Consider the following 15,111-nt stretch of genomic DNA (forward strand, 5'->3'; position numbering starts at 1 on the left):
TGCGCCATTCGCTCCTGCGTTTAATCGCTCGATTAAGGGAGTGGGAATGGGGATTCTCGAAGGCAAGGTCGTCGCCGTTACGGGCGCAGGACGCGGCATAGGGCGCGAAATCGCGTTGCTGTGCGCGAAGGAAGGCGCCAGCGTCGTCGTCAACGATCCGGGCGTGGGCGGCGAAGGCGAAGGCGGCGATGCCGGTCCCGCCGAAACCACCGCCAGAGATATCCGCGAAGCCGGTGGCAAGGCGCAGGCCAATCTCGCCAGCGTCGCCGATCCCGCCGGAGCCGCCTCGATCGTCGAGGATGCGGTGCAGGCGTTCGGGCGGATCGATGCGGTGGTCAACAATGCCGGGATCCTGCGGGATCGCATCTGGCACAAGATGAGCCATGAGGACTGGCAGGCCGTCATCGACGTCCACCTCCACGGCTGCTTCAACACATCCAAGGCCGCGACTCCCTATTTCAAGGAACAGGGTTCGGGCGCACTGGTCCACTTCACTTCCACCAGCGGCTTGATCGGCAATATCGGCCAGGCGAACTATTCCGCCGCCAAGCTCGGCATTGTCGGCCTGTCGCAATCGATTGCGCTCGATGCCGCCCGCTATGGCGTGCGCAGCAATTGCATCGCGCCGTTCGCCTGGAGCCGGATGACCGCGAGCATCCCGACCGGCGGCGAAGACGCCGACGAGCGGGTCAAACGCCTGCAATCGATGGGCGCGGAAAAGATCGCCCCGCTCGCCGCCTATCTCTGCTCGGACGCGGCAAATGACGTGACGAACCAGATCTTTGCCGTGCGCCGCAACGAGATCGTGCTGTTCTCCAAGCCGCGCCCGGTGCGCAGCTTCGCCAGGGATGGCGGCTGGACCCCGCAGGAGATCGCCGATGTGGCGATGCCCGCGTTCAAACCCGATTTCGCGCGCGAAGACGAAGTCTCCGCGCATGTCTTCCCCTACGATCCGATCTGAGGAAATACCGATGGCTGTCAGCAATCCCGGCATGGACGAGGACGTATTCGCGCAATTCCTCGAACAGCTCCAACGCTATGTGAAGGAACGGCTGCTCCCCGCCGAGGAGCAGATGATCGCGGAGGACAAGGTCCCCGACGACATCCTCGCCGAAATGAAGGAGATGGGGCTGTTCGGCCTCACCGTGCCCGAAGACCACGGCGGCGCGGGGCTGAACACCAGCCAGTACGCCGAAGTGGTCTACACCATGGCTTATGCCGCGCCCGCCTTCCGCTCGATCTTCTCGATCAATGTCGGCATGTTCAATTCGGCGCTCAAGAATGGTGGCACCGAGGCCCAGCAGGCCGAATGGTGGCCGCGCATTGCGGGCGGCGAAGTCGCCTGTTTCGGGCTCACCGAACCGGGCAGCGGATCGGACAGCGCCGCGATGCAGACCACCGCCAGGCCCGATCCGGATGGCAATGGCTGGATCCTAAATGGCACCAAGCGCTACATCACCAATGCCCCGCACGCCTCGGTCGCGCTGATCATGGCGCGGACCGAGAAAGAGGCGCTGCCCAAGAACGCGCATGTCAGCGCCTTCATCGTGCCGATGGACACGCCCGGCGTTTCGACCGGCACGCCCGACAAGAAGATGGGCCAGGCCGGCGCGCATATCGCCGACGTGATGCTCGACGATGTCCATGTGCCGGGCGATGCGCTGCTCGGCGGAGAGACCGGAAAGGGCTTCCGCTTCGCGATGATGAGCCTCGACAATGGTCGCATCTCGGTCGGCGCCGCATCGGCCGGCTATGCCCGCCGCGCGCTCGATTCCGCGCTGCGTTATGCCACCGAGCGCAAGGCCTTCGGCGAACCGATCGCCAATTTCCAGCTGATCCAGCAGATGCTCGCCGAAAGCGAAACCGAGATCTACGCCGCCGAATGCATGATGCGCGACGTCACTGCCCGCGCCGACCGCGGCGAGAACGTCATCCGCAAGGCGGCGGCGTTCAAGGTCTTCGCCAGCGAAATGTGCGGGAGGGTGATGGACCGCGTGGTGCAGATCTTTGGCGGCGCGGGCTACCTCGCCGAATACGACGCCGAACGCTTCTTCCGCGATGCGCGCATCTATCGCATCTACGAAGGCACGACGCAGATCCTGCAATTGCAGATCGCCAAGCACATGCTGCGCGATTTCGAAGGGTCAATTTAAGATGCGGTCAGACATCCGTCTGACCTCGGTGCCGGCCCGTCTCCCTCGCCCAACCACCCGATCATTCTCCGATACGGTATCGGGTGGTTGGGCGGGGAAGTCGGGCTGGAGCCGCAAGCCGCGGACGGATGTCCGGGGCGCACCCAACGAAGACTCGAATGTATAAATTACTCCAAGACCTGACGATCATCGAAGCGTCGAGCTTCGTCGCCTCGCCCACGGCGGGGCTCTATTGCGCGCAGATGGGGGCCGAGGTGATCCGGGTCGACCAGATCGGCGGCGGACTCGATTACGATCGCTATATGCGGACAGATAAAGGCCGCTCGCTCAGTTGGGAAAACCTCAACCGTGCGAAGAAGAGCGTCGCGCTCGACCTGCGCAGCGACGAGGGCCGCGAATTGCTGGTCGAGCTCGCGGCGAAGACCGGCCAGCTGATCACCAATTTCCCCGAAAAGAGCTTCCTTTCGCATGCCGCGATCGAAGCGAAGCGCGCCGACATGATCACCGCGCGGATCATGGGCTGGCATGACGGGCGCCAGGCGATGGATTTCACCGTCAACGCCGCCTCGGGCTATCCGCTGATGACCGGCCCCGAAGAATGGGACGCAGACAGCGCGCCCCCGGTCAACCAATTGCTCCCGGCATGGGATTTCATCACCGGAGCCTACACCGCCTTCGCGCTGCTCGCCGCCCTGCGCCACCGCGATGCCACCGGCGAAGGCGGCGAAGTGCGCGTGCCCCTGGGCGACGTCGCGATCGGCACGGTCGCCAATTCGGGCGCGATGGCGGAAATGCTCTATCGCGGGTCCGATCGCGAACGGTTGGGCAATGCGATCTGGGGCGCGTTCGGGCGCGACTTCGTCAGCCGCGACGGAACGCGCTTCATGGTCGCCGCGCTGACCGACAAGCAATGGCGCGCGCTGCTGACCGCGTTCGACCTGCAGCAGGCAATCGCGAATCTCGAAGCTCGACTCAAGGTGAGCTTTGCCAAAGGCGACCAAGAACGCTTCGTCCATCGCCACGAATTGTTCGCCCTGCTCCAGACCCGCATCGGCGCGGCCGACTGGGCCGAATGGGAGCGCCGGCTGACCGAGGCCGGGGCAACGTTCGAACGCTATCGCACGATGCACGAAGCCGCGAACGATCCGCAGCTCGTCACCGACAACCCGCTGTTCGGACCATCGACCGACAATCCGAGCGGCTTCGCCTATCCCTCGCCCGGATCCTTCGCCAACATGCCGGCGCAGGATCGCGGAACACCCGAACCCGCCCCCTATCTGGGAGCGAACAGCGAAGAGGTGCTCGGCGAGGTGCTCGGCCTGCCGAACACCGCAATCGGACGACTGATTGACACCGGAATCGTCGGTACAAGTGACAAGGAAACCCTATGAGACGCGTCGCCATCTGCTCCCCTTTGCGCACCCCGGTGGGCAAGTTCCTCGGCACCCTCGCCCCGCTCAATGCGGGCGATCTGGGCGCCGCGATCCTCAAGGCGTTGGTCGAACGAAGCGGGGTCGACCCCGAACGCGTCGACGATGTCGTGTTCTCGCAAGGCTATGGCAGCGGCGAGGCTCCCGCGATCGGACGCTGGGCCTGGCTCGCTGCGGGACTGCCGATAGAAGTGCCGGGTTATCAACTGGATAGGCGCTGCGGATCGGGCCTGCAGGCGGTCGTCAACGCGGCCATGATGGTCCAGACCGGGGCCGCCGATTGCGTGGTCGCGGGCGGCTGCGAAAGCATGTCCAACGTCGAACATTACACCACCGATATCCGCACCGGGGTGAAAGCAGGCAACGTCACGCTGCATGACCGCCTCACGCGCGGCCGGTTGATGAGCCAGCCGCAGGAACGCTTCGGCGTGATCAGCGGCATGATCGAAACCGCCGAAAACCTCGCCCAGGATTACGACATCTCCCGCGAAGCCGCCGACGAATACGCGGTCCGCTCCCACCAGCGCGCCGCCGCCGCGTGGGATGAAGGCAAGTTCGACGATCACATCGTCCCGCTGGAGGTTCCGCAACGCCGCAAGGACTCGATCCGCTTCGAACGCGACGAGGGCATCCGCCCCGATGCGAGCATGGAAAGCATGGGCGCCCTGCGCGCGATCGAGGGTCGCACCAACCCGGACGCGATCGTCACCGCGGGCAATGCCAGTCAGCAGAACGATGCCGCCGCCGCCTGCCTCGTCGTCGCCGAGGACAAGCTCGAGGAACTGGGCCTCACTCCGCTGCTGTGGTTCGACAGCTGGGCCGCGGCGGGCTGCGATCCGGCGCGGATGGGGATCGGCCCCGTCCCGGCGGTCGAGCGCCTGTTCGCAAGATCGGGCAAAGGCTGGGACGATATCGACTTGGTCGAACTGAACGAGGCCTTCGCCCCGCAAGTGCTCGCCGTGCTCAAAGGCTGGGGCTGGAGCGAGGACGATAGCCGCCGCGAGATGCTCAACGTCAACGGATCGGGCATCTCGCTCGGCCATCCGATCGGCGCGACGGGCCTGCGCATCCTCGCCGACATGGCGCACGAAATGCAGCGCGGCGAAGCACGCTTCGGGCTGGAAACCATGTGCATCGGCGGCGGACAGGGGATCGCCGCGCTGTTCGAACGGGCGGCGTGATCAGATGAGCGACTGGGATGGCTGGATCGGGCGCGAGGAACGGCGCAGCGACACGCTCGACCCCGCCCTTGCGGCGCGCTGGCTCGCGACTCTCGATCGCGATATGCCCGACAATGGCATAATGCCGCAGGGCATCCACTGGTGCCTGTGCACGCCCGACGCGCCAACCGCGATGCTGGGAAAGGACGGCCATCCCGCGCGCGATGAGAGCGAGGACAGCTTTTATCCCCCCGTCCCGCTGCCGCGCCGGATGTGGGCCTCGAGCGAGGTCGAATTCCTCGCCCCGCTCGCACCCGGCGATACGATCGAGCGGGTCAGCCGGATTGCAGCAATCGCCGAGAAGGACGGGCGCAGCGGCAAGCTGGCCTTCGTCACCGTCGCGCATGAAACGCTCGCCAACGGCACGCTCGCACTGCGTGAGAGCCAGCATCTCGTCTATCGCGAAGCCGCCGCGCCGGACGCGGCACTGGTGCCTCCGGCAGGCGGAGGAAACGGGTTCGACGGCAGCGCGTGGGACACGGTTCGCGAGCTGACGCCGGGGCCGCCGCTGTTGTTCCGCTTCTCCGCGCTCACCTTCAACACCCACCGCATCCACTACGATGCGCCCTATGCCCGCGGCATCGAGCGCTATCGAGGGCTTGTGGTGCACGGTCCGCTGATGGCGACCTTGCTGCTCGACCTGGCGGCGCGCGAACTGGGACCGAATGCCCTCTCACGCTTCGCCTTCCGCGCGGTAAGCCCAGCGATCGCGGGCGACAAATTGCTGCTCGCGATGCGGCGCGACGGCGATGACTATGCGCTGGGCGCGTTTGCCGCCGACGGGCGCGAGGTCGTGCGGGCCGAAGCCAGCCTCTGATCTTCGTTCAGTAATCGCCCGGCTTCACCGCGCCGCGTTTGGCCTTGATCGCGCCGCGCTGTTTCTTCTGGTCGAGCCGTTTGCGCTTGTTGAGGCGGTTGAGCCGCGTTTTCGCGCGCTTCTTGGGCTGGCGATGCGCCTCGCGCAGCAATTCCTCCATCCGGTCGCGGGCATCGGCGCGATTGCGTTCCTGCGTACGGTGGCTCTTGGCGGTGATCAGCACTTCGCCGGCATCGGTCCACTTGCTTCCGGCGAGTGTTTGCAGCCGCTTGAACACCGGCACCGGCAGGCGCAGCGCATAGGCGTTGACCCGCAATTGCACCGCCGTGGCGACCTTGTTGACGTTCTGCCCGCCGGGGCCGGAGGCGGCAATGAAGCTCTCCTCCGCGATCGTATGCGCGCGCTGGATCGTCTCGTTAATCGACATCGTCCGGACCGGTTTGGCGATCGAACGGATCGGCTTCGCCGGGATCGGCAAATCCCAGATCGGAGAACTGCTGCGGGAACGGCGCATGCGCCGCGATCGGCGGCTTGCCCTCGCGCTGCACCAACAGTCCGGCTGCGTGAAGCATGGTCCGGTTGCCCTTGCCATAAACCGGATCGCCGAGCAGCGGCAGCCCGATCCCGGCCAGCGCGTGGATGCGGATCTGGTGGGTGCGGCCGGTCTCGGGTCGGAAGGCGATCAGCGCCTTGCCGTCCACTTCGGCCAGCTTGCGCCAGTGCGTGATCGAGGGTTTGCCCTTCTTCGCGGCGATCATCCGCCATCCGCCCTGCTTGCTGCTGGTTTTCGCCAGCGACAGCTCAATCGTGCCTTCATCCGCCTCGGGCACGCCGTCGAGCACGCCGAGATAGCGCTTTTCGACCTCGCGTTCCTCGAACGCGCGGGCGAAGCGTTTCAAGGCCTTCGGATTGCGCGCGAGCAGCAGGCAGCCGGACGTATCGGTATCGATCCGGTGGACCGGCACGGGAGGGCGCTGGAAGCCGAGCTTGAGCGCGTCGAGATCGTCTTCGAGGCTCTGGCCGCCGCGACGCGGTTTCTCGATCGGCAGGCCCGCCGGCTTGTCGATCACCAGCGCCTCGCCATCCTCGAACAGGATCGCCATGGATTTCAGCGACACGCTCATTTGACGAACAATTCCGCAGCGACCAGCCCGCGCAAGGCGTTGCCGACGAGGAAACCATCCGCCAGATCGTCGAGGGTCAGTGGCGCTTCGACCGCGCGCGCCTGATTGATCAGCGATCGTCGCAACACGCCCGGCAGCAAGCCGTCGGTGATCGGCGGGGTGAGCAGCCTGCCGTCGCGCTCGACGAAGATCGACCAGATCGTGCCTTCGGTCACGTGGCCATCGTCGCGCACGAAAATCGCTTCATCCGCTCCGGCGTCGCGCGCGACATCGCGCGCCGCGTTGTAGAAACCGCGATCGGTCGATTTGTGGCGGAGCCGCCAGTCGCCCTCATCCACCGGCAGCGGCAGGACGGCGCAACGCACCGGGCGCGTGGCCGGTTCGGGCAGCGTGCCCATTTCCAATGCGAAACGTCCGCTGCGCGACACGCTGAGTCGCAATCTCGCCGGTGCAACGGCTTCAAATGCCAGCGCCTGGATCGCATTGCGAACCTCGTGACGATCGAAGGCAAAGCCAAAGGACAGAGCGCTATTGCCGATCCGTTCGAGATGCAGTTCGAGCAGCGGCACGCCCTCTTCGGGCGAAAAGCGCATGGTTTCGAACAAGTCGAATTGAGCGGCTGAGCTGCTTCGCACGAAGTCCCCTTTCACTTGGCATTCGCGCCATTCGGCCAAGCCTTGCGAATCGGCGACCACCGCCGATCCCACCCCCAGCACCGCGCGGCTCCACCCGTTTTCGGGTGCCGAGACACGCAATGTGCGGATTGCCACATTGAACGCTGCTTCGCCAGCCGACTTTTCTGACGAGGGCGGATCGATCCGCCCGATCGCGCCGCAATAGGCACCGCGCGCGTCACGCTCGACCTCGGCGATCAGCTCCATCGCGCGAATCTTGGGCGCGCCGGTAATCGATCCGCAGGGAAACAGGGCGTGCATCATCTGGCCGACACCGGTGCCGGGCGCGAGCTCGGCATGGATCGTGCTGACCATCTGGTGGACGCTGGGATAGCTTTCGACCGCGAACAGCGAATCGACCGTCACGCTGCCGGGCACCGCGATCCGCGACAGGTCGTTGCGTAGCAGATCGACGATCATCAGGTTTTCTGCCCGATCCTTTACGCTTTCGGAAAGCTCGGCGCGCAGGGAATCGTCCCGGGCCGGATCTCCGCCGCGCGGGCGGGTGCCCTTCATCGGCTTGGCGCGAATCGTCTCGCCATCATGCGCGACGAACAATTCGGGCGAGAAGCTCAGCAACCAATCGCTGCCATCGTGCACCACACCGCCATACCCGGCCGCCGCGCGTTGTCTGATTGCGGCGTAGAGCGCGCGCGGATCGCCATGCGCTCGTCCCACCAGCGGCAGGGTCAGGTTGGCCTGGTAGATATCGCCCGCCCGGATCGCCTCCTGCAGCCGCTCGAAAGCGGCGAAATACGTACCCGGCGAGATCGCCGGTTCGAGCGGGCCGATCGAAGCGCCGCCATCGGGCCAATCGGGCGGGAGCGTGCCGGGTGCGAATTCCTCGTACCCGTCGAACGCGCCAAACCACACCAGAGGACCGGAACCCCGACGATCCACGAGTAGCGGCGCGAGCCGCGGCTCGAGCGCGTAGCCCGCTTCATACGCCAGATAGCCCGCCAGGTGTTTGCCGGCGTCGCGCAACGCATCGAGGCGGTCGAGCGCCGGGGCCACCTCCGCTCCGGTTCGCGCCATCACCAGTTCGATCGGATCGCGATACAACCGGGTCGGCGCCGCACCTTGCGCACGCGCATCGTCGAGCAGGATCAAAGGGGCGACCATGGCCGTTGCCCTAGCCGAGGGTTCGGGCTTTGCAAAAGCCGCTCATCGCGCCAAACAGGCCGCGATCGATCACGGGAGCGGCGAATGGGCGATATCTTCCTCGGCAAGACGGCGGACGGCACGTCGCAGTATTTGCGGCTCGACCAGGCGAACCGGCACGGGTTGGTCGCCGGCGCAACCGGCACCGGCAAGACCGTGACATTGCAGACCATGGCCGAACAGTTCAGCCGCGCGGGCGTGCCGGTGTTCGCCGCCGACGTGAAGGGCGACCTTGCCGGGATCGCCATGCCGGGCAGCGCCGCCTTCAAGCATGCCGACAAGATCGAATCCCGGATCACCGAGCTGGGGGTCGAGGATTTCGCCTATGAAGGCAATCCGACCGTGTTGTGGGATCTGTTCGGCGAACAGGGCCATCCGATCCGCACCACCGTTTCCGAAATGGGGCCGCTGCTGCTCGCTCGTCTGCTCGATCTGAACGACACGCAGGAAGGCGTGCTCGCGATCGCTTTTCAGTGGGCAGATGACAACGGCTTGCTGCTCCTCGATTTCGACGATCTGCGCAGCGTCCTCGTCGCGGTGGGCGAGAATGCGAAAGAGTTGAAACTGCAATACGGCAATGTCTCGAGCCAGAGCATCGGCGCGATCCAGCGCCAATTGCTGGCGTTCGAACGGCAGGGCGCAGACCGCTTCTTCGGCGAGCCGGCTTTCGAGATCGCCGATTTCATGACGCTGGAAGACGGTCGCGGGCGGATTAATATCCTTGCAGCCGACAAGCTCATGCGCAGCCCCAAGCTCTACGCCACCTTCCTGCTGTGGCTCCTGGCCGAACTGTTCGAAGCGCTTCCCGAAGTCGGCGATCCAGACAAGCCGAAGCTGGTATTCTTCTTCGACGAGGCGCATCTTCTGTTCGACGACGCGCCCAAGGCGCTGATGGACAAGGTCGAGCAGGTTGTGCGGCTCGTACGGTCGAAAGGCATCGGCGTGTTCTTCGTCACCCAGAACCCGATCGACATCCCCGAGGAAATCGCCGGACAATTGGGCAACCGCGTCCAACACGCCCTGCGCGCCTTCACCAAGCGCGACCAGCGCGCGATCAGGGCGGCGGCGGAAACGTTTCGGATCAATCCCGATCTCGACGTCGAGCAGGCGATCACCGAATTGAAGACCGGCGAGGCGCTGGTTTCGACGCTCGACGAACACGGCGCACCGGGCGTGGTCGAGCGGACCAGGATCGTGCCGCCGCGCTCGCGGCTCGGCCCACTGCTTGCCGCCGAACGCGGCCAGATCCAGGTCGATAGCCCGTTCGTGGGCAAATATGACGAGGCGATCGATCGCGAAAGCGCAGCCGAAGTGCTCGCGCAGAAGGCCGCCGACGCCGCCGAAACCGCCGAAGAGGTGGGCGAGAAGGGCCGCGAGGAAGTCGCCAAGCGCGAACGCAAATCGCCCAGCATCTGGGAAAAGGCCTGGAAGCGCGGCAGCAAGACCGCCGCCAGCTCTGCTGCGGGAAAAATGGGACGCACGATCCTGGGCAAGCGCTCGCGCGCCAACCCGGTCGCATCGGGCGTAACCTCGGCGGCCGGATCGCTCGCGACCGATCTGGCTGGCCCGCTCGCCGGGCGCTTCGTGCGCAATCTGATCGGCGGGTTGATGCGCTAAAGCGGGAGGCGCAGCCGGGCTTCGAGTCCGCCTTCTGGCCGGTTGCCCAGTCCCAAGGTGCCGCCATGCTGCTCGGCAATCGCGCGGGCCAGCGTGAGGCCGAGACCCGATCCACCTGTGGTACGATTGCGCGAAGCCTCGCCACGTTGGAACGGCTCCATCATCGCAGCGATCCGATCTTCGGGAATGCCGGGCCCTTCATCGGCCACGTTCAACACCACCGCATCGCTATCGCGCACCAGCGAAACATGCGCGGAACCGCCATAGCGCAGCGCATTGTCGATCAGATTGCGCAAGGCCCGCGCAATCCAGGTCGGACGGAAAGCCCCCACTGCCCGCGCTGGCGCTTCGAGCGTGACCGGCTTGCCGCGATCCTCGTATTCCTCGACCACACTGGCGGCGAGCGCGGCCAGATCGAGCCGCTCGGGCACATCCACCGGCCGTCCTATCCGGGCCAGCGAGAGAATGTCGTCGAGCATCCGGTCGAGCTCGGCCACGCCTGCGGCCATTTTCGTGCGCTGCTCATCGTCGCCCACGCTTTCGATCCGCACGCGCAAGGCAGCCAGCGGCGTCTTGAGATCGTGACCGATCGCGCCGAGCATCACGTCCTTTTCATCGAGCAAACCCGCAATCCGCGCTTCGAGCGCGTTGTGCGCTTCGATCAATGCCCGCACATCGGAAGGGCCTGAAGGCTCGAGAGCCGCCGTTTCCGATGGGCGCGCGGCGAATTCGCGCGTGCGCGTGGTGAGAGCGGCAAGCGGCCCAGTGATCCGCCGCAGCACGAAAAACAGCACGACGAACAGGGCGAGCGTGAGGATCAGCGTCTGCACGACAAGCCCGGCAATCGCGCGGCCATTGGTGCGGGGCGGTTCGGGCACGCGGACGACACGCCATTGCGATGTCGCGGTTTCACGAGAAACTGCGAGGAGCAGGGTATCGGGGACGGCGTCCGGATCTGCCCCCTGCCGGCGCGCACGCGCAGCGAGAAAACGCAACGCGTCGGCGTCCTGATCGACTCCTCGCCGGACGACCTGCAATTCGTGCGGCGCATACCCCTGCAAACGAAGAATGTCGCGCAGACGGTCTTCGATGGCTGTGGCGCGCGGCTCGTTAGCGCGGATCGGATTGTCGTCGCGCATCCGCGCGGACCTGCGACCGTTGCCCCGTCCGGCGCGCCGGCGCTCGCGCAGTCCCGGCGAAGGTTCGAACCGCCAGGCCCCGGGGCCTGGCGCGAGCAAGCGGAAGGCGAGCGCATTGGCCAGCGAGCTCTCCTGGCGTTCGACCTGCCCGCGATAGAGCAACGCGGCGTTGAACGCCTGCGCCGCCATGAGCGCCAGCGCAATCGCCAGCAGCACCTGCCCAAGCAGGCTGGAGGGCAGCCACCGCTTCACCGGCCGGGTGTGAACCGGCGGATGTCGGCGGCAAGACGATAGCCTCCGCCGCGCACGGTCTGGATCAACTGCTCCTCACCCTCGCGCGCCATCTTGCGGCGAAGGCGCGACACTTGATTGTCGATCGCCCGATCGAACATGTGCTGTTCGCGCCCTTGCACGAGATCGAGCAGCCGATCGCGATCGAGCACCTGACTCGAATGGTCGAGCAATGCCTTGAGAAGGCGGAAATCCGCCGTGGTGATCTCGACCAGCACCCCATCGGGATCGGTCAGGCGCTGGCGCGTGGGATCGAGCGTCCAGCCATCGAAACCATAGAGCGCCGTGTCACCTTCACCGACTGGCTCGTGGCGGTTCATCCGCCGTAGCACCGAGCGGATGCGTGCCACCAACTCACGCGGTTCGAACGGCTTGGTAACGTAATCGTCGGCCCCGATTTCGAGCCCGACGATCCGGTCGGTCGCTTCGCCGCGTGCGGTCAGCAGGATGGTCGGCAGGTCGCGCGCTTCGATCAGGTGGCGCGTGAGCGAAAGCCCGTCCTCGCCCGGCATCATGATGTCGACCAGCGCGAGATCGAACGCCATTTCCTGCAAGCGGCTCCGTGCCTGGGCCGCGGTGTCGGCCTCGGTCACGTCGAACCCCTGGCCGGAGAGATACTCCGCCAGGGGTTCGCGCAAGGTCGGCTCGTCGTCGACCAACAGGAGGTGGGGCACGCTTTCTTCGCTCATAAATCTATCGGGTCCTGAGCGGTTGCCAGCACGCCCGCAAGTCAGCGCTGCCCGCGACGCTGGCTGCGCATCTTATCGCGCGCAGCCTTGCGCTCGGCGGCGGTCACCTGGCCGTCGCCATTCGCGTCCATCGCGGCAAAGCGCTTGGCATGGGCGGCTTCGAACTCGGCCAGCGTGATGCGCTGGTCACCGTTGGTATCGGCCTGTCGGAGCATCGCCATGGCCCCGCCGCGACCGCGCTTGCCACCGCGCTTCATCTTGCCGCGCCGCTCGCTGGCCTTTCCGCCCATTTTGGCCCGACCAGCATTGAGTTCTTCCTGCGACAGACCGCCGCTATTGTCGGCATCGAGGCGGGCGAAACGACGTTCGCTGCGCTGGGCGCGACGCTCGGCACGCTTCGCCTGGCGCGCTTCGCGCGCGGCCTGCATTTCAGCCTGCGTCACCTCGCCATCGCCGTTCGCGTCGATTCTCTCGAACCGCTTGGCCATGCGCGCGCTTCGATCGGCCTGATCGAGTACGCCATCGCCATTGACGTCGAGGCGTTGCCACATCTTAGCCGCGCGGGCGTCATGGTCGGCCTTGGTAATCACGCGATCGGCGCCGGGGCGCGGCTGCGTACGGTCCTGGGCCTGGGCCGCGCCAGTCATTGCGAGCGCCGCCGCACCGAGTGTCAAAATCGTCTTTTTCATCGTCATCGTCCTCTACACCGTCATGAAACATGGCCAGCGGACCGGGCCGGAGGGGGAAGACGGGGGCAAAGCCCGATCCGCTGTCATCCCGTTCTAGGCCGCGCCTGTCACAGGATTATGCCCGAACGGACGGGATTTGTCGCAGATTGTCGCAGACGGCACTCGGTGTTCATCCATTCGCAAGTTCGAGGCTGACGATACCCTTTCTACGAGCAGACGGGACGCTGCGGTCTACAGCGGGCGGCACTGCTCCTCGAGCCAGGCGAGATCATCGCCGTCGAGCTGCGGGGCGACGATCGCGCGCACTTCGGCATGATAGTCGTTCCACCAGGCGATTTCGCGGTCGGTCAGCAGGTCCTTGTTCACCAGCGTCCGATCGAGCGGGACGAAAGTGAGCGTTTCGAAACCGAGATACTTGCCCTCTGCCCCTTCGATCCCTGCGTCCTTCACGAGGATGAGGTTTTCGATCCGGATGCCGTATTCGCCCGGCTTGTAATAGCCCGGCTCGTTCGAGAGGATCATGCCTTCGCGCAATTCGGTCTCGGTCCCGGGGAAGGCGCCGCCGGGCTTGGAGATACGCTGCGGGCCTTCGTGCACCGAGAGGTAGCTGCCCACACCATGGCCGGTACCGTGGCCGTAATCGACGCCCGCCTGCCACAAATGCATCCGCGCCAGCACATCGAGCGCGCCGCCGCTGGTGCGATTGGGGAAGGTCGCGAGCGCGAGTTCGATATGGCCCTTCAGCACGCGCGTGTTGCGATCCACCATCTCGGCGGTCGGCTCGCCCGGGCCGACCCAGACGGTGCGGGTGATGTCGGTCGTCCCGTCGAGATACTGCCCGCCCGAATCGCACAGGAAGATGCTCGACGGCGGGATCGGGATATTGCTGTCTTCATCGACCTTGTAATGCGGCAGCGCGGCATGGCCGGCGGCGGCGCTGATCGTGTCGAAGCTGCCATCCTTCAATTCGCCGGTCGCCTCGCGGAACTCCCGTAGTTTGGCGACGGCGGTCAGCTCGTCGACATTGCCCTTGGGCGCTTCGATCGAGATCCAGCGCAGGAATCGCGAGACCGCCGCGCCGTCGCGTGCCTGGGCGTCGCGATGGCCCTGCTGTTCGGCAGGCGTCTTGATCGCCTTGGGCAGGACGGCCGGATCGGCATCGCGCACGACCTTCGCGCCGCCCGCGTCGAGCGCGTGGAAAATCCCGGCCACCGCGTGGTTCGGATCGACCGCCACGGTCTTGCCCTTCAGTTTTGCCAGCGCGGGCTGGAAATCCGCGCGATCGCGTACATGTACGGCATTGCCTAGATGCTGGGTCAGCTCGGGCGTGACCTTGTCGGGCGCGATGAAAAGTTCCGCCGTGCCATCGGCATGGGCGAGCACGTAGGAAAGCGCGACCGGGGTGTTCGAAATGTCGGCCCCGCGCATGTTGAGCAGCCAGGCAACCGAATCGAGTGCGGTGACGACGGTGGCGTCGTAGCCTTCGGACTTGAGCCAGTCGGCGACTTCGGAGCGCTTGTCCGAGCTCGAGCGCCCGGCATAGGCATCGTCATGCGGGACGGCGGGGGCGAGCGAGGGTTGCGGGCGATCGGCCCACACCGCGTCGATCGGATTGCCGTCGACCGCGACCAGTTCGATGCCCTTCTTGGCGAACAGCTTTTCCGCCGCTTCGGCCCATTCGACCCCGTGGAGCCACGAATCGTATCCGATCCGTGCGCCCTTTTCGGCATGCTCGGCGATCCACTTGGCCGGCGAGGTCGCCGGGACGTCTTCATAATCGAACAGATTGCCGTCGACCTGCTCGCGCACCTGCACGGTGTAACGGCCATCGGTGAACATCGCCGCGCGATCCTGCATCACGACGGCCGACCCGGCGCTGCCGCCGAAGCCGGTCAGCCAGGCGAGGCGCTGGGCGTATTCGCCGACATATTCGCTCATATGCTCGTCCGAAATCGGCACCACAAACCCATCGAGCCCCCGTCGCTTCAATTCCTCGCGCAGGGCGGAGAGACGGGCTTCGTGGGTTTGCATCAGCATGGGTCGGGACTCGCTTTCGTGAATTCGTGTTTACGACAATATAGGGCATCGAACCGCCGCTCGCCACCGA

At 65.7% G+C, this 15,111-nt stretch carries 13 protein-coding genes; 6 read left to right on the top strand and 7 right to left on the bottom strand.

Annotated features, from left to right (window positions below; translation table 11 throughout):
- Positions 1–46: 46 nt before the first annotated feature.
- From GRI68_RS11075 to GRI68_RS11095, 5 genes are all read left to right on the top strand, one after another.
- Entirely contained in the window at positions 47–961 is a 915-nt protein-coding gene (locus tag GRI68_RS11075; protein ID WP_160617299.1) for an SDR family NAD(P)-dependent oxidoreductase, read from the top strand.
- 10 nt (positions 962–971) lie between these two features.
- Positions 972–2,153: an acyl-CoA dehydrogenase family protein gene (locus GRI68_RS11080; RefSeq protein WP_234028785.1), complete on the top strand. Its 1,182-nt coding sequence runs from the start codon at positions 972–974 to the stop codon at positions 2,151–2,153.
- A 158-nt stretch (positions 2,154–2,311) separates the two neighbouring features.
- Positions 2,312–3,544 (top strand): CoA transferase, encoded by a 1,233-nt coding sequence (locus GRI68_RS11085; protein ID WP_160617300.1) that lies wholly within the window; start codon positions 2,312–2,314, stop codon positions 3,542–3,544.
- Positions 3,541–4,764 (top strand): acetyl-CoA C-acetyltransferase, encoded by a 1,224-nt coding sequence (locus GRI68_RS11090; protein ID WP_160617301.1) that lies wholly within the window; start codon positions 3,541–3,543, stop codon positions 4,762–4,764. The genes GRI68_RS11085 and GRI68_RS11090 overlap by 4 nt, the downstream gene beginning before the upstream one ends.
- Before the next feature lie 4 nt (positions 4,765–4,768).
- Entirely contained in the window at positions 4,769–5,620 is an 852-nt protein-coding gene (locus tag GRI68_RS11095) for an FAS1-like dehydratase domain-containing protein (protein ID WP_160617302.1), read from the top strand.
- A gap of 7 nt (positions 5,621–5,627) precedes the next feature.
- On the opposite strand, the gene arfB is transcribed toward GRI68_RS11095, so the two are convergent.
- The 3 genes from arfB to pabB are packed head-to-tail and all read right to left on the bottom strand — an operon-like array spanning position 5,628 to position 8,540.
- Positions 5,628–6,047, bottom strand: a complete 420-nt coding sequence (gene arfB / locus GRI68_RS11100) for an alternative ribosome rescue aminoacyl-tRNA hydrolase ArfB (protein WP_160617303.1) — start codon at positions 6,045–6,047, stop codon at positions 5,628–5,630.
- Positions 6,037–6,744, bottom strand: a complete 708-nt coding sequence (locus GRI68_RS11105) for an RluA family pseudouridine synthase (RefSeq protein WP_199799752.1) — start codon at positions 6,742–6,744, stop codon at positions 6,037–6,039. The genes arfB and GRI68_RS11105 overlap by 11 nt, the downstream gene beginning before the upstream one ends.
- Entirely contained in the window at positions 6,741–8,540 is a 1,800-nt protein-coding gene (gene pabB, locus GRI68_RS11110; RefSeq protein WP_160617304.1) for an aminodeoxychorismate synthase component I, read from the bottom strand. The genes GRI68_RS11105 and pabB overlap by 4 nt, the downstream gene beginning before the upstream one ends.
- Between pabB and GRI68_RS11115 the strand changes: the two genes are divergently transcribed.
- Positions 8,499–10,196 (top strand): helicase HerA-like domain-containing protein, encoded by a 1,698-nt coding sequence (locus GRI68_RS11115; RefSeq protein WP_325063801.1) that lies wholly within the window; start codon positions 8,499–8,501, stop codon positions 10,194–10,196. The two genes, pabB and GRI68_RS11115, sit on opposite strands and share 42 nt — an antisense overlap.
- Here the strand turns inward: GRI68_RS11115 and GRI68_RS11120 are convergent.
- From GRI68_RS11120 to GRI68_RS11135, 4 genes are all read right to left on the bottom strand, one after another.
- Entirely contained in the window at positions 10,193–11,587 is a 1,395-nt protein-coding gene (locus GRI68_RS11120) for a sensor histidine kinase (protein ID WP_325063802.1), read from the bottom strand. The two genes, GRI68_RS11115 and GRI68_RS11120, sit on opposite strands and share 4 nt — an antisense overlap.
- Positions 11,584–12,315 (bottom strand): response regulator, encoded by a 732-nt coding sequence (locus GRI68_RS11125; protein WP_160617306.1) that lies wholly within the window; start codon positions 12,313–12,315, stop codon positions 11,584–11,586. The genes GRI68_RS11120 and GRI68_RS11125 overlap by 4 nt, the downstream gene beginning before the upstream one ends.
- A 41-nt stretch (positions 12,316–12,356) precedes the next feature.
- Positions 12,357–13,004, bottom strand: coding sequence for an EF-hand domain-containing protein (locus GRI68_RS11130; protein ID WP_160617307.1), 648 nt, complete (start codon positions 13,002–13,004; stop codon positions 12,357–12,359).
- A 231-nt stretch (positions 13,005–13,235) separates the two neighbouring features.
- Positions 13,236–15,041, bottom strand: coding sequence for an aminopeptidase P family protein (locus GRI68_RS11135; RefSeq protein WP_160617308.1), 1,806 nt, complete (start codon positions 15,039–15,041; stop codon positions 13,236–13,238).
- Positions 15,042–15,111: the final 70 nt, after the last annotated feature.

It is taken from the genome of Alteriqipengyuania halimionae (assembly GCF_009827575.1).
Classification (GTDB): domain Bacteria; phylum Pseudomonadota; class Alphaproteobacteria; order Sphingomonadales; family Sphingomonadaceae; genus Alteriqipengyuania_A; species Alteriqipengyuania_A halimionae.

What these genes read in the sequence shown, in the direction of transcription:
- pabB (WP_160617304.1), bottom strand. Translation starts at nt 8,540, where the DNA reads ATGGTCGCCCCTTTGATCCTGCTCGACGATGCGCGTGCGCAAGGTGCG.
- GRI68_RS11080 (WP_234028785.1), top strand. Translation starts at nt 972, where the DNA reads ATGGCTGTCAGCAATCCCGGCATGGACGAGGACGTATTCGCGCAATTC.
- arfB (WP_160617303.1), bottom strand. Translation starts at nt 6,047, where the DNA reads ATGTCGATTAACGAGACGATCCAGCGCGCGCATACGATCGCGGAGGAG.
- GRI68_RS11105 (WP_199799752.1), bottom strand. Translation starts at nt 6,744, where the DNA reads ATGAGCGTGTCGCTGAAATCCATGGCGATCCTGTTCGAGGATGGCGAG.
- GRI68_RS11135 (WP_160617308.1), bottom strand. Translation starts at nt 15,041, where the DNA reads ATGCTGATGCAAACCCACGAAGCCCGTCTCTCCGCCCTGCGCGAGGAA.
- GRI68_RS11085 (WP_160617300.1), top strand. Translation starts at nt 2,312, where the DNA reads ATGTATAAATTACTCCAAGACCTGACGATCATCGAAGCGTCGAGCTTC.
- GRI68_RS11095 (WP_160617302.1), top strand. Translation starts at nt 4,769, where the DNA reads ATGAGCGACTGGGATGGCTGGATCGGGCGCGAGGAACGGCGCAGCGAC.
- GRI68_RS11130 (WP_160617307.1), bottom strand. Translation starts at nt 13,004, where the DNA reads ATGAAAAAGACGATTTTGACACTCGGTGCGGCGGCGCTCGCAATGACT.
- GRI68_RS11075 (WP_160617299.1), top strand. Translation starts at nt 47, where the DNA reads ATGGGGATTCTCGAAGGCAAGGTCGTCGCCGTTACGGGCGCAGGACGC.
- GRI68_RS11090 (WP_160617301.1), top strand. Translation starts at nt 3,541, where the DNA reads ATGAGACGCGTCGCCATCTGCTCCCCTTTGCGCACCCCGGTGGGCAAG.
- GRI68_RS11125 (WP_160617306.1), bottom strand. Translation starts at nt 12,315, where the DNA reads ATGAGCGAAGAAAGCGTGCCCCACCTCCTGTTGGTCGACGACGAGCCG.